Annotated in this window: 14 protein-coding genes; 13 read left to right on the forward strand and 1 reads right to left on the reverse strand. The window is 54.2% G+C overall.

From position 1 onward, the window contains the following. Nucleotide 1 precedes the first annotated feature (1 nt). A complete protein-coding gene (gene tal, locus EFER_RS03680) occupies nt 2–952 on the reverse strand; it encodes a transaldolase (protein ID WP_001003739.1) in 951 nt (316 codons plus the stop codon). Between the two features lie 274 nt (nt 953–1,226). Here tal and maeB point away from each other — a divergent pair, with 274 nt between their 5' ends. From maeB to eutA, 13 genes are all read left to right on the forward strand, one after another. Continuing rightward, nucleotides 1,227–3,506 (forward strand): NADP-dependent oxaloacetate-decarboxylating malate dehydrogenase, encoded by a 2,280-nt coding sequence (gene maeB, locus EFER_RS03685; protein ID WP_000342616.1) that lies wholly within the window; start codon nt 1,227–1,229, stop codon nt 3,504–3,506. 294 nt (nt 3,507–3,800) lie between these two features. Continuing rightward, entirely contained in the window at nt 3,801–4,136 is a 336-nt protein-coding gene (eutS, locus tag EFER_RS03690) for an ethanolamine utilization microcompartment protein EutS (RefSeq protein WP_000356956.1), read from the forward strand. A gap of 12 nt (nt 4,137–4,148) precedes the next feature. Then, on the forward strand, nt 4,149–4,628 hold the full coding sequence (gene eutP, locus EFER_RS03695; protein ID WP_000820758.1) for an ethanolamine utilization acetate kinase EutP: 480 nt from the start codon (nt 4,149–4,151) through the stop codon (nt 4,626–4,628). Further along, on the forward strand, nt 4,603–5,304 hold the full coding sequence (gene eutQ, locus EFER_RS03700; RefSeq protein ID WP_000733930.1) for an ethanolamine utilization acetate kinase EutQ: 702 nt from the start codon (nt 4,603–4,605) through the stop codon (nt 5,302–5,304). Before eutP ends, eutQ begins: the two co-directional genes overlap by 26 nt. Beyond that, nucleotides 5,301–6,104 (forward strand): ethanolamine utilization cob(I)yrinic acid a,c-diamide adenosyltransferase EutT, encoded by an 804-nt coding sequence (gene eutT, locus EFER_RS03705; protein WP_000651274.1) that lies wholly within the window; start codon nt 5,301–5,303, stop codon nt 6,102–6,104. The genes eutQ and eutT overlap by 4 nt, the downstream gene beginning before the upstream one ends. Further along, nucleotides 6,101–7,117 (forward strand): phosphate acetyltransferase, encoded by a 1,017-nt coding sequence (gene pta, locus EFER_RS03710; RefSeq protein WP_000582955.1) that lies wholly within the window; start codon nt 6,101–6,103, stop codon nt 7,115–7,117. The genes eutT and pta overlap by 4 nt, the downstream gene beginning before the upstream one ends. Nucleotides 7,118–7,155: 38 nt before the next feature. After that, nucleotides 7,156–7,449 (forward strand): ethanolamine utilization microcompartment protein EutM, encoded by a 294-nt coding sequence (eutM, locus tag EFER_RS03715; protein WP_000387713.1) that lies wholly within the window; start codon nt 7,156–7,158, stop codon nt 7,447–7,449. A 106-nt stretch (nt 7,450–7,555) separates the two neighbouring features. Then, nucleotides 7,556–7,843, forward strand: a complete 288-nt coding sequence (eutN, locus tag EFER_RS03720; RefSeq protein ID WP_000762196.1) for an ethanolamine utilization microcompartment protein EutN — start codon at nt 7,556–7,558, stop codon at nt 7,841–7,843. Nucleotides 7,844–7,854: 11 nt separating this feature from the next. After that, nucleotides 7,855–9,258 carry an aldehyde dehydrogenase family protein gene (locus EFER_RS03725; protein ID WP_001075705.1) on the forward strand — a complete coding sequence of 468 codons (1,404 nt, stop codon included), beginning with the start codon at nt 7,855–7,857 and terminating at the stop codon, nt 9,256–9,258. 10 nt (nt 9,259–9,268) lie between these two features. Next, on the forward strand, nt 9,269–10,105 hold the full coding sequence (eutJ, locus tag EFER_RS03730) for an ethanolamine utilization protein EutJ (protein ID WP_000929745.1): 837 nt from the start codon (nt 9,269–9,271) through the stop codon (nt 10,103–10,105). Then, entirely contained in the window at nt 10,095–11,282 is a 1,188-nt protein-coding gene (gene eutG / locus EFER_RS03735; protein WP_001178775.1) for an ethanolamine utilization ethanol dehydrogenase EutG, read from the forward strand. The genes eutJ and eutG overlap by 11 nt, the downstream gene beginning before the upstream one ends. A gap of 116 nt (nt 11,283–11,398) precedes the next feature. Beyond that, a complete protein-coding gene (eutH, locus tag EFER_RS03740; RefSeq protein ID WP_000512412.1) occupies nt 11,399–12,625 on the forward strand; it encodes an ethanolamine utilization protein EutH in 1,227 nt (408 codons plus the stop codon). Beyond that, nucleotides 12,622–14,025 (forward strand): ethanolamine ammonia-lyase reactivating factor EutA, encoded by a 1,404-nt coding sequence (gene eutA, locus EFER_RS03745; RefSeq protein ID WP_001097494.1) that lies wholly within the window; start codon nt 12,622–12,624, stop codon nt 14,023–14,025. The genes eutH and eutA overlap by 4 nt, the downstream gene beginning before the upstream one ends. The last annotated feature ends 5 nt before the right edge of the window (nt 14,026–14,030 follow it).

Genomic DNA, 14,030 nt, shown 5'->3' on the forward strand with positions numbered 1-14,030 from the left:
TTTAGAATTTAGCGGCAAGCAGGTCTTCCAGTTTTCGTTGGTCAACGGCAAACAGACGGATACCCTCAGAAAGTTTTTCTACTGCCATGGCATCCTGATTGTGTTCCCAGCGGAATTCCGCTTCTGTCATTGGCACTGGACGGGGGAGAGCTTGTGATGCCGGGATCAGCTTGCGTACCACTGGCGACACCTTTTCCTGCAACTCTTTTAGCAGATTCGGGGCGATGGTCAGGCGATCACATCCTGTCAGAGCAAGGATTTGCTCAGTACGACGGAAGCTGGCACCCATTACTATCGTGTCGTAGCGATGCTGCTTGTAGTAGTCGTAGATATTGCGCACCGATTTAACACCCGGATCTTCTTCCACGACATACGGGGCCATCGGATTGCGTGCCTGATACCAGTCATAGATTCGCCCGACAAAAGGTGAAATCAAAAATACGCCAGCTTCGGCACAGGCGCGGGCTTGCGCGAAGGAGAACAGCAGTGTCAGGTTGCAGTTAATCCCTTCTTTTTCCAGTTCTTCTGCGGCCCGAATTCCTTCCCATGTGGCGGCAAGTTTGATCAGAATCCGCGATTTATCCACGCCCTGCTGCTGATAGAGTTCCACCAGATGACGGGCTTTTTGCATACTTTTTTCTTTATCGAAAGAAAGTCGGGCGTCAACTTCAGTTGATACACGTCCGGGGACAATTTTCAGAATCTCTGTACCAAAATTAACCGCCAGTTTGTCGCAGGCAGCAACGACCTGCTGTTCCTGGGTTTTACCGTTTTTCTTACCCCATGCGATGGCATCAGCAATTAAGTGACCATATTGCTCTAATGCGGCAGCTTTCAGTAATAGTGATGGATTTGTGGTGGCATCCTGGGGTTGATAATGACGAATAGATTCGATGTCGCCACTGTCTGCCACAACGGTGGTGAACTGTTTGATGCCGTCTAACTCGTTCATGGAAATACTCCTTGAAAAGTAAAGTCTTAGATGAGTGCTTTAGCTCACACTTCTGAGAAAATCAGGTAAACACATCAAAAAAGCATAGCAGACAGGCATGATCTTGCGGATTTATACACGTAACAGCAGTGTTATAGGATTATTGCCAATACTTTATTTGAATGATGATATTTTGGACTTGCTCAAAGTCTGTGACCTGTAGGAAGGTAATAATGTGCGGCGCGTTAGCGGTAGCTGTACAACTTAATCGAACGATACGTGAAAGGAATACCCAATGGATGACCAATTAAAACAAAGCGCTCTTGATTTTCATGAATTTCCAGTACCAGGGAAAATCCAGGTTTCTCCTACCAAACCTCTTGCAACGCAGCGCGATCTGGCGCTGGCTTACTCACCTGGCGTTGCCGCTCCTTGCCTGGAAATCGAAAAAGATCCACTGGCCTCTTACAAATACACCGCCCGTGGCAATCTGGTCGCAGTAATTTCTAACGGTACGGCAGTACTGGGACTGGGCAATATTGGTGCGCTGGCAGGCAAACCAGTGATGGAAGGTAAGGGCGTTCTGTTTAAGAAATTCGCAGGTATTGATGTCTTTGATATTGAAGTTGATGAGCTAAACCCGGACAAATTTATTGATGTTGTGGCAGCTCTGGAGCCAACCTTCGGTGGTATCAACCTTGAGGATATCAAGGCGCCTGAGTGCTTCTATATTGAGCAGAAGCTGCGTGAGCGCATGAATATTCCGGTGTTCCACGATGACCAGCATGGTACGGCCATTATCAGCACAGCGGCAATTATCAACGGATTGCGCGTAGTCGAGAAAAACATCTCTGATGTGCGAATGGTAGTTTCCGGTGCGGGCGCAGCAGCTATCGCCTGTATGAACCTGATGGTGGCACTGGGGATGCAGAAACACAATATTGTGGTCTGTGACTCGAAAGGCGTTATTTATCAGGGACGTGAACCCAACATGGCAGAAACCAAAGCGGCTTACGCGGTGGTTGATGATGGAAAACGCACTCTCGATGATGTGATTGAAGGGGCTGATATTTTCCTCGGTTGCTCTGGCCCGAAAGTGCTGACGCAAGAAATGGTCAAAAAAATGGCCCGTGCGCCAATGATCCTTGCTTTGGCAAACCCGGAACCAGAAATCCTGCCACCACTGGCAAAAGAAGTTCGCCCGGATGCCATTATCTGTACTGGTCGTTCTGACTATCCGAACCAGGTTAACAATGTGCTCTGCTTCCCGTTCATCTTCCGTGGAGCGCTGGATGTAGGCGCAACAGCGATTAATGAAGAGATGAAACTGGCGGCGGTACGCGCGATTGCCGAACTTGCTCACGCTGAACAGAGCGAAGTCGTTGCTTCTGCTTATGGTGATCAGGATCTGAGCTTTGGTCCGGAATATATTATTCCGAAACCGTTCGATCCACGTCTGATCGTCAAGATCGCACCTGCGGTGGCAAAAGCTGCAATGGATTCTGGAGTAGCGACGCGGCCGATTGCGGATTTCGACGTTTATGTCGATAAGCTGACCGAGTTTGTCTACAAAACCAACTTATTCATGAAGCCTATTTTCTCCCAGGCCCGTAAAGCGCCGAAACGTGTTGTATTACCGGAAGGGGAAGAAGTTCGTATCCTGCACGCCACTCAGGAACTGATCACATTGGGTCTGGCAAAACCGATCCTGATTGGTCGCCCAAATGTGATCGAAATGCGGATCAAGAAACTGGGGCTTCATATTCAGGCGGGCGTCGATTTTGAGATCGTCAATAACGAATCCGATCCGCGCTTTAAAGAGTACTGGAGTGAGTACTACAAGATCATGCAGCGTCGTGGCGTTTCGCAGGAACAGGCACAGCGAGCGGTGATCAGTAACCCAACAGTAATTGGCGCAATCATGGTGCATCGTGGTGAAGCAGATGCAATGATTTGCGGCACCATTGGTGACTATAACGAGCATTATGCAATCCTGAAAAATGTCTTTGGTTACCGTGAAGGAGCGCATACCGCCGGGGCGATGAATGCACTTTTACTGCCCAGTGGTAACACCTTTATTGCAGATACTTATGTCAACGATGAACCTGATTCCGAAGAATTGGCAGAAATCACCCTGATGGCGGCTGAAACGGTACGCCGTTTTGGTATTGAGCCACGAGTGGCGCTGCTGTCACATTCCAACTTTGGTTCCTCTAATTGCCCGTCATCCAGCAAAATGCGTAAAGCGCTGGAACTTATTAAAGCGCGAGCTCCTGAACTGATGATTGATGGCGAAATGCACGGTGATGCGGCGCTGGTAGAGGCTATTCGTAGCGACCGGATGCCGGACAGTCCACTGAAAGGTGCTGCCAATATTTTGGTTATGCCGAACATGGAAGCGGCGCGTATTAGTTACAACTTGCTACGCGTTTCCAGTTCGGAAGGTGTCACCGTTGGCCCGGTATTAATGGGAATAGCGAAACCTGTTCATGTATTAACGCCGATCGCTTCCGTACGTCGTATCGTGAACATGGTGGCCCTGGCGGTGGTTGAAGCGCAGACTCAGCCGCTGTAATTCTTGTTTAATTATCACGCTTACCCTGAATATTCAGGGTAAGCGATGTTACTGCAATATATTAGTAAAGATTATTACCTGTTTTTAGAATAATAAAAAATTGTGGTATACAAAAATATCTCGATATTATTTCTTTTATATTCATACGTTGCATATGAAAGTTTATGCATAACAGTAAATATCTCTCCATTCTTAGTGATCTACCTCACCTTTTAAACTCGCTTGCCGAATTTTGTTATTTACTCTGACGAAAAATTGTCACGATACATGCAAGTTTTTCACAGGCGGCGACTCATGGATAAAGAACGCATCATTCAGGAATTTGTGCCCGGCAAACAGGTCACACTGGCGCATCTCATTGCGCATCCCGGCGAAGAACTGGCGAAGAAAATCGGCGTTCCGGATGCGGGCGCAATCGGCATTATGACGCTAACTCCCGGCGAAACGGCGATGATCGCCGGTGATTTAGCACTGAAAGCTGCCGATGTGCATATCGGTTTCCTCGACCGTTTTAGCGGCGCACTAGTGATTTATGGCTCGGTGGGCGCAGTCGAAGAAGCTTTATCACAAACCGTCAGCGGTTTAGGGCGTTTATTAAATTATACGCTGTGTGAAATGACCAAAAGTTAATACGAGGCATTCATGAAGCGAATTGCGTTTGTGGGTAGCGTCGGGGCAGGAAAAACAACGTTATTTAATGCGTTGCAGGGAGATTATACCCTCGCCAGAAAAACACAGGCCGTGGAATTTAATGATAATGGCGATATTGATACTCCGGGTGAATATTTTAGCCATCCCCGCTGGTATCACGCCTTAATAACCACGCTACAGGATGTGGACATGCTGATATATGTCCACGGCGCGAATGATCCGGAAAGCCGATTACCTGCCGGGCTGCTGGATATTGGCGCCAGTAAACGGCAAATCGCCGTCATCAGTAAAACGGACATGCCGGATGCTGACGTCACCGCAACGCGACAGTTATTGCTTGAGACTGGCTTTGAAGAGCCAATTTTCGCGCTAAACAACCATGACCCGCAAAGCGTGCAGCAACTGGTGGATTATCTGGCATCTCTCACCGAACAGGAGGAAGCAGGTGAAAAAACTCATCACAGCGAATGATATTCGTGAAGCACATGCGCGCGGCGAACAGGCAATGTCTGTGGTTCTGCGCGCCAGCATTATTACCCCGGAAGCCCGCGAAGTGGCGGACTTGTTGGGGTTTACCATCACCGAATGCACTGAATCGACGCCAGTAGCGGCATCTGTTCCCGTCAGCGTGCCTGCCGATAAAACTGAAAGCCAGCGTATCCGCGAAACCATCATCGCCCAGCTGCCGGAAGGCCAGTTTACCGAAAGCCTGGTCGCGCAGCTGATGGAAAAAGTGATGAAGGAAAAACAGTCGCTGGAGCAGGGGGCAATGCAGCCGAGTTTTAAATCGGTGACCGGCAAAGGCGGCATCAAAGTTATTGATGGCAGCAGCGTGAAGTTTGGTCGTTTCGATGGCGCGGAACCGCACTGCGTAGGCTTGACTGATCTCGTGACCGGAGACGACGGCAGCAGCATGGCCGCCGGTTTTATGCAGTGGGAGAACGCCTTCTTCCCGTGGACCCTGAACTACGACGAAATCGACATGGTACTGGAAGGGGAGCTGCATGTTCGCCATGAAGGCGAAACCATGATCGCTAAAGCAGGCGACGTGATGTTTATCCCGAAAGGTTCCAGCATCGAATTTGGTACGACATCCAGCGTGAAATTCCTGTATGTCGCCTGGCCGGCTAACTGGCAATCCCTATGAAAGATTTCATCACCGAAGCATGGCTAAGAGCGAACCATACGCTCAGCGAAGGCGCAGAGATCCATCTCCCTGCGGACAGTCGCCTGACGCCCTCTGCCCGGGAGTTACTGGAAAGTCGCCATCTCCGCATCAAGTTTATTGACGAGCAGGGCCGTCTGTTTGTTGACGATGAACAGCAGCAGCTACAGCCCGTTCATGGGCTGACCAGTAGCGATGAACATCCGCAGGCGTGCTGCGAACTGTGTCACCAGCCAGTGGCGAAAAAGCCGGACACGCTGACTCACCTGTCGGCGGAAAAAATGGTCGCCAAAAGCGATCCGCGCCTGGGTTTTCGCGCTGTTCTCGACAGCACCATTGCGCTGGTAGTGTGGCTGCAAATTGAACTGACAGAACCGTGGCAGCCGTGGCTGGCGGATATCCGTTCGCGTCTTGGCAACATTATGCGTGCCGATGTGTTGGGCGAACCGCTGGGCTGCCAGGCGATTGTCGGGTTTTCTGACGAAGATCTGCATCGGCTTTCTCACCAGCCACTGCGTTATCTCGACCACGATCATCTGGTGCCGGAAGCCAGCCACGGACGCGATGCGGCGTTGCTGAATCTGCTACGCACCAAAGTGCGGGAAACCGAAACCGTCGCGGCGCAGGTGTTTATTACCCGTAGTTTTGAAGTATTACGCCCGGACATCTTGCAGGCGCTGAACCGCCTTTCCAGCACGGTTTACGTGATGATGATTTTGAGCGTAACGAAGCAGCCGCTAACGGTGAAGCAGATCCAACAACGACTGGGGGAAACGCAATGATTATTGAACGTTGTCGTGAACTGGCGTTGCGAGCGCCCGCCAGAGTGGTATTTCCGGATGCGTTAGATCAACGTGTGCTGAAAGCTGCGCAATATTTACATCAACAAGGTCTGGCAACGCCCATTCTGGTCGCCAATCCGTTTGAACTTCGTCAGTTTGCGCTCAGTCACGGCATGGCGATGGACGGGCTACAGGTGATTGATCCTCATAGCAACCTCGCAATGCGGGAAGAATTTGCTCTCCGCTGGCTGGCCCGTGCGGGCGAAAAAACGCCGCCGGATGCGCTGGAAAAACTCACCGATCCGCTGATGTTCGCTGCCGCAATGGTCAGCGCCGGGACAGCGGATGTCTGTATCGCGGGCAATCTCTCTTCCACGGCGAATGTGCTGCGTGCCGGATTACGCGTTATCGGCTTGCAGCCAGGCTGTAAAACGCTCTCCTCCATTTTCCTGATGCTGCCACAGTACAGTGGCCCCGCATTGGGCTTTGCCGATTGCAGCGTAGTGCCACAGCCGACGGCGGCGCAGCTGGCAGATATCGCGCTTGCCAGCGCCGAAACCTGGCGCGCCATCACCGGAGAAGAGCCGCGCGTGGCGATGTTGTCGTTTTCCAGTAACGGCAGCGCCCGTCACCCCTGCGTTGCCAACGTCCAGCAGGCGACAGAAATCGTCCGTGAGCGCGCGCCGCAGCTGGTAGTCGATGGCGAGTTGCAGTTTGACGCCGCCTTTGTGCCGGAAGTGGCGTCGCAAAAAGCGCCAGCCAGCCCGCTACAAGGCAAAGCCAATGTGATGGTTTTTCCGTCGCTGGAGGCGGGAAATATTGGCTACAAAATCGCACAACGACTTGGCGGATATCGTGCCGTCGGGCCATTGATACAAGGACTTGCCGCGCCGATGCACGATCTCTCTCGTGGTTGTAGCGTGCAGGAAATTATCGAGCTGGCGCTGGTGGCAGCTGTGCCGCGTCAGACAGAAGTGAACCGCGAAAGCAGTTTACAAACACTGGTTGAATGAACGGTCCCGTTCTGGACCCTGATAAAGAGGAAAGCACAATGGAAGCATTAGGAATGATCGAAACCCGGGGCCTGGTTGCACTGATTGAGGCTTCTGACGCGATGGTGAAAGCTGCGCGCGTCAAGCTGGTTGGTGTTAAGCAGATTGGCGGCGGCCTGTGTACTGCCATGGTTCGTGGTGATGTTGCAGCCTGTAAAGCGGCGACCGATGCCGGTGCCGCAGCGGCGCAGCGTATCGGCGAGCTGGTATCTGTACACGTTATCCCGCGTCCGCACGGCGACCTGGAAGAGGTCTTCCCGATCGGCCTGAAAGGCGATAGCAGCAACCTGTAATCACCCTGTGTGACGTCGATCCGGGCGTCACGCTCTCTCCTGTTTCATTTTACCTTCCGCGGAAGGTAGGGGGAGCTTTTACCTGAAATACGCCACGGAGGCGGGTATGAAACTGGCAGTCGTCACAGGACAAATTGTTTGTACCGTACGCCATCACGGACTGGCGCATGACAAATTGCTGATGGTGGAAATGATTGATCCACAAGGTAATCCTGACGGGCAATGTGCTGTCGCCATCGACAATATTGGCGCGGGAACCGGGGAGTGGGTGTTGCTGGTGAGTGGCAGTTCCGCCCGCCAGGCGCATAAAAGCGAAACGTCACCGGTCGATCTGTGCGTAATTGGCATTGTCGATGAGGTGGTCTCTGGCGGTCAGGTAATTTTCCACAAATAAGGCAGAACATCATGAATCAACAGGATATTGAACAGGTGGTGAAAGCGGTACTGCTGAAAATGCAAAGCAGTGACACGCCGCCCGCCTCCGTTCATGAGATGGGCGTTTTTGCTTCCCTGGATGACGCCGTTGCGGCAGCCAAAATTGCCCAGCAAGGGTTAAAGAGCGTGGCAATGCGCCAGTTAGCCATTGCCGCTATTCGTGAAGCAGGCGAAAAACACGCCAGAGATTTAGCGGAACTTGCCGTCAGTGAAACGGGTATGGGCCGCGTAGAAGATAAATTTGCCAAAAACGTCGCTCAGGCGCGCGGTACGCCAGGCGTTGAGTGCCTCTCTCCACAGGTGCTGACTGGTGACAACGGCCTGACCCTAATTGAAAACGCGCCCTGGGGCGTGGTGGCTTCGGTGACGCCTTCCACTAACCCGGCGGCAACCGTAATTAATAACGCCATCAGCCTGATTGCCGCGGGCAACAGCGTCATTTTTGCCCCGCATCCGGCGGCGAAAAAAGTCTCTCAACGGGCTATTACGTTGCTCAACCAGGCGATTGTTGCCGCAGGCGGGCCGGAAAACTTACTGGTTACTGTGGCAAATCCAGATATCGAAACCGCGCAACGCTTATTCAAGTTTCCGGGCATCGGTCTGTTGGTGGTGACCGGCGGCGAAGCGGTGGTGGAAGCGGCGCGCAAACACACCAATAAACGTCTGATTGCCGCAGGTGCTGGCAACCCGCCGGTGGTGGTGGATGAAACCGCCGACCTCGCCCGTGCCGCTCAGTCTATCGTCAAAGGCGCTTCTTTCGATAACAACATTATTTGTGCCGATGAAAAGGTGCTGATTGTTGTTGATAGCGTAGCCGATGAACTGATGCGTCTGATGGAAGGCCAGCATGCGGTGAAACTGACCGCAGAACAGGCACAGCAGTTACAACCGGTGTTGCTGAAAAATATCGATGAGCGCGGAAAAGGCACCGTCAGCCGTGACTGGGTGGGTCGCGATGCGGCGAAAATCGCGGCGGCAATCGGCCTGAACGTGCCGCAAGAAACGCGCTTGCTGTTTGTAGAAACCCCCGCAGAACATCCGTTTGCCATGACCGAACTGATGATGCCAGTGCTGCCGGTCGTGCGCGTCGCCAACGTGGCGGATGCCATTGCGCTGGCGGTGAAACTGGAAGGCGGTTGCCACCACACGGCGGCAATGCACTCGCGCAATATCGAGAACATGAACCAAATGGCGAACGCCATTGATACCAGTATTTTCGTTAAGAACGGACCGTGCATTGCCGGGCTGGGGTTGGGCGGGGAAGGCTGGACCACGATGACCATCACTACGCCAACCGGTGAAGGGGTAACCAGCGCGCGTACGTTTGTCCGTCTGCGTCGCTGTGTATTAGTCGATGCGTTTCGCATTGTTTAAGGAGTAACCGATGGCGCACGACGAACAATGGCTTACCCCGCGGCTGCAAACGGCGGCAACGCTGTGTAACCAGACGCCCGCCACCACGGAGTCTCCGTTGTGGTTAGGGGTGGATCTGGGCACCTGCGATGTGGTGTCGATGGTTGTCGACCGCAACGGTCAGCCGGTAGCGGTATGCCTCGACTGGGCTGATGTGGTCCGCGACGGCATCGTCTGGGATTTCTTCGGTGCGGTCACCATTGTTCGTCGCCATCTCGACACGCTCGAGCAGCAATTCGGTCGCCGTTTTAGCCATGCGGCGACCTCTTTTCCTCCAGGTACGGACCCGCGTATTTCCATCAACGTGCTGGAATCTGCCGGGCTGGAAGTGAGCCATGTGCTGGATGAGCCAACCGCAGTCGCGGATCTACTGCAACTGGACAACGCAGGTGTAGTGGATATTGGCGGCGGCACTACCGGCATTGCCATCGTGAAAAAGGGCAAAGTGACGTACTCGGCGGATGAAGCCACTGGCGGACATCACATCTCTCTGACTCTCGCCGGAAATCGCCTTATTTCGCTGGAAGAGGCAGAGCAGTACAAGCGCGGTCATGGTGAAGAGATTTGGCCCGTGGTGAAACCGGTGTACGAAAAAATGGCGGACATTGTTGCCCGGCATATTGAAGGGCAGGGCATCACTGATTTATGGCTGGCGGGCGGTTCCTGTATGCAACCGGGCGTGGCGGAACTGTTTCGCAAACAATTCCCGGCGTTACAGGTGCATCTACCGCAGCACAGTTTGTTTATGACCCCGCTGGCGATCGCCAGTAGCGGGCGAGAGAAAGCGGAGGGGATCTATGCAAAATGAATTGCAGACCGCGCTCTTTCAGGCGTTCGATACCCTGAATCTGCAACGGGTAAAAACATTTAGCGTTCCACCGGTGACGCTTTGCGGTCCGGGCGCGGTGAGCAGTTGCGGACAGCAAGCGCAAACGCGTGGGCTGAAACATCTGTTCGTGATGGCAGACAGCTTTTTGCATCAGGCAGGGATGACCGCCGGGCTGACGCGTAGCCTGGCCGTTAAAGGTATCGCCATGACGCTCTGGCCATGTCCGGTGGGCGAACCGTGCATCACTGACGTGTGTGCAGCCGTGGCGCAGTTGCGTGAATCAGGCTGTGATGGGGTGATCGCGTTTGGCGGTGGCTCGGTGCTGGATGCGGCAAAAGCCGTGGCGTTGCTGGTAACGAATCCCGATAGCACGCTGGCAGAAATGTCAGAAACCAGCGTTCTGCAACCGCGCCTGCCGTTGATTGCCATTCCAACTACCGCCGGAACCGGCTCTGAAACCACCAACGTAACGGTGATTATCGACGCGGTGAGCGGGCGCAAGCAGGTGTTAGCCCATGCCTCGCTGATGCCGGATGTGGCGATTCTCGACGCCGCGCTGACCGAAGGCGTGCCGTCGCATGTCACGGCAATGACCGGTATCGACGCGTTAACTCATGCCATTGAAGCGTACAGCGCGCTGAACGCCACACCGTTTACCGACAGCCTGGCGATTGGCGCCATTGCGATGATTGGTAAATCACTGCCGAAAGCAGTGGGCTACGGTCACGACCTTGCCGCGCGCGAGAGTATGTTGCTCGCATCATGCATGGCGGGAATGGCGTTTTCCAGTGCCGGACTTGGGTTATGTCACGCGATGGCGCATCAGCCGGGGGCGGCGCTGCATATTCCGCACGGACTGGCGAACGCCATGCTGCTGCCCACGGTGATGGAGTTTAACCGGATGGTCTGTCGCGAACGGTTTAGTCAGATTGGTCGGGCGCTGCGAACTAAAAAATCAGACGATCGTGACGCTATTAACGCGGTAAGTGAGCTGATTGCGGAAGTCGGGATTGGTAAACGGCTGGGCGATGTTGGCGCGACATCTGCGCATTACGGTGCATGGGCGCAGGCTGCGCAGGACGATATTTGTCTGCGCAGTAACCCGCGTACAGCCAGCCTGGAACAGATTGTCGGACTGTACGCAGCGGCGCAATAAATGCCGGATGCGACGCTTGTCGCGTCTTATCCGGCCTGGGGGATTGCACATGTAGGGCGGATAAGGTGTTCACGCCGCATCCGCTAATAAATAACAATTAACAGGGAGTAAAGGCGATGGGAATTAACGAAATCATCATGTACATCATGATGTTCTTTATGCTGATAGCTACCGTAGACAGGATCCTGTCGCAGTTCGGCGGTTCTGCTCGTTTCCTCGGTAAGTTCGGTAAAAGTATCGAAGGATCCGGCGGGCAGTTTGAAGAAGGCTTTATGGCAATGGGCGCACTGGGCCTGGCGATGGTCGGAATGACCGCGCTGGCGCCTGTTCTGGCCCACGTACTCGGGCCGGTGATCATCCCGATCTACAAAATGCTCGGCGCTAACCCATCAATGTTCGCCGGAACGCTGCTGGCGTGCGACATGGGCGGCTTCTTCCTCGCGAAAGAGCTGGCGGGCGGCGATGTGGCAGCGTGGCTATACTCTGGGTTAATTCTCGGATCGATGATGGGGCCAACGATTGTGTTTTCCATTCCGGTGGCGCTCGGCATTATCGAACCTTCTGACCGCCGTTATCTGGCGCTCGGCGTGCTGGCGGGCATAGTGACCATTCCGATTGGTTGTATCGCTGGAGGTCTGGTAGCTATGTATTCCGGTGTGCAGATCAACGGGCAGCCGGTGGAATTCACCTTTGCGCTTATCCTGATGAATATGATCCCGGTACTTATCGTTGCGGTGCTGGTGGCGCTAGGGCTGAAATTCATCCCGGAAAAAATGATCAACGGCTTCCAGATCTTCGCCAAATTCCTCGTTGCATTGATCACCCTCGGTCTTGCCGCTGCGGTAGTGAAATTCCTCCTTGGCTGGGAACTGATCCCCGGTCTGGATCCGATCTTCATGGCCCCTGGTGACAAACCCGGCGAAGTGATGCGCGCCATTGAAGTTATCGGTTCTATCTCCTGCGTTCTTTTAGGGGCGTACCCGATGGTACTGCTGCTGACTCGCTGGTTTGAAAAACCGCTGATGCGCGTCGGTAAAATGCTGAATATGAACAACATCGCGGCAGCAGGTATGGTAGCAACGCTTGCCAACAACATCCCGATGTTCGTCATGATGAAGCAGATGGACATTCGCGGCAAAGTGATCAACTGCGCCTTCGCCGTTTCTGCAGCCTTCGCGTTGGGCGACCACTTAGGCTTCGCCGCTGCCAACATGAACGCCATGATCTTCCCGATGATTGTCGGCAAGTTGATCGGCGGCGTAACGGCGATTGGCGTGGCGATGATGCTGGTGCCAAAAGAAGACGCGACCGCGGCTAAAACCGAAGCGGAGGCACAATCGTGAACACTCGCCAGCTACTGAGCGTCGGTATCGATATCGGCACTACCACCACCCAGGTGATCTTCTCCCACCTGGAGCTGGTTAACCGTGCGGCGGTGTCGCAGGTGCCGCGCTACGAATTCATCAAACGCGAAATTAGCTGGCAAAGCCCGGTGTTCTTTACCCCTGTCGATAAACAGGGTGGTTTAAAAGAAGCGGAACTGAAAACCTTAATCCTGGAGCAATATCAGGCTGCGGGCATTGCGCCGGAAAGTGTTGATTCTGGTGCCATCATCATCACCGGTGAAAGCGCGAAAACCCGCAACGCTCGCCCGGCGGTGATGACGCTCTCCCAGTCGCTTGGCGATTTTGTCGTCGCCAGCGCCGGGCCGCATCTCGAATCCGTGATCGCCGGTCACGGTGCCGGGGCGCAAACCCTTTCTGAACAACGGCTGTGTCGGGTACTGAATATCGATATTGGCGGTGGCACCGCGAACTACGCCCTGTTCGATGCCGGAAAAATCAGCGGCACCGCTTGCCTCAACGTCGGCGGTCGCCTGCTGGAAACCGACAGCCAGGGGCGCGTGGTTTACGCTCATAAACCGGGGCAGATGATAGTGGATGAGTGCTTCGGTGCAGGCACTGACGCCCGTTCGCTGACCGGCGCGCAGCTGGTGCAGGTTACCCGGCGGATGGCGGAACTGATTGTCGACGTGATTGACGGAACGCTCTCACCGCTCGCGCAGGCATTGATGCAAACCGGTTTGCTGCCCGCAGGTGTTACGCCCGAAATCATTACGCTTTCTGGCGGCGTGGGCGAATGTTATCGCCACCAGCCCGCCGACCCGTTCTGTTTTGCCGATATCGGCCCGCTTCTGGCAACGGCGCTGCATGACCATCCGCGCCTGCGTGAGATGAACGTGCAGTTTCCGGCGCAAACCGTGCGCGCCACGGTGATTGGCGCGGGCGCGCATACGCTATCGCTTTCTGGCAGCACAATTTGGCTGGAGGGCGTACAACTGCCGCTGCGCAATTTGCCGGTGGCGATCCCAATTGATGAAACGGATCTGGTGAGTGCCTGGCAACAGGCGCTGATTCAGCTGGATCTTTGCCCCAAAACTGACGCGTACGTGCTGGCGCTTCCCGCCTCGCTGCCTGTGCGTTACGCCGCGGTACTGACGGTCATCAACGCGCTGGTCGATTTCGTCGCGCGTTTTCCGAATCCGCATCCCCTGCTGGTGGTGGCCGGGCAGGACTTTGGTAAAGCTCTGGGCATGTTGTTGCGCCCACAGCTACAACAACTCCCGTTGGCAGTCATTGACGAAGTGATTGTCCGCGCGGGGGACTATATCGACATTGGTACGCCTCTTTTTGGCGGATCGGTTGTGCCGGTGACGGTGAAATCACTCGCATTTCCTTCCTGAGGGAA

The sequence above is a fragment of the Escherichia fergusonii ATCC 35469 genome, assembly GCF_000026225.1.
GTDB classification, from domain to species: domain Bacteria; phylum Pseudomonadota; class Gammaproteobacteria; order Enterobacterales; family Enterobacteriaceae; genus Escherichia; species Escherichia fergusonii.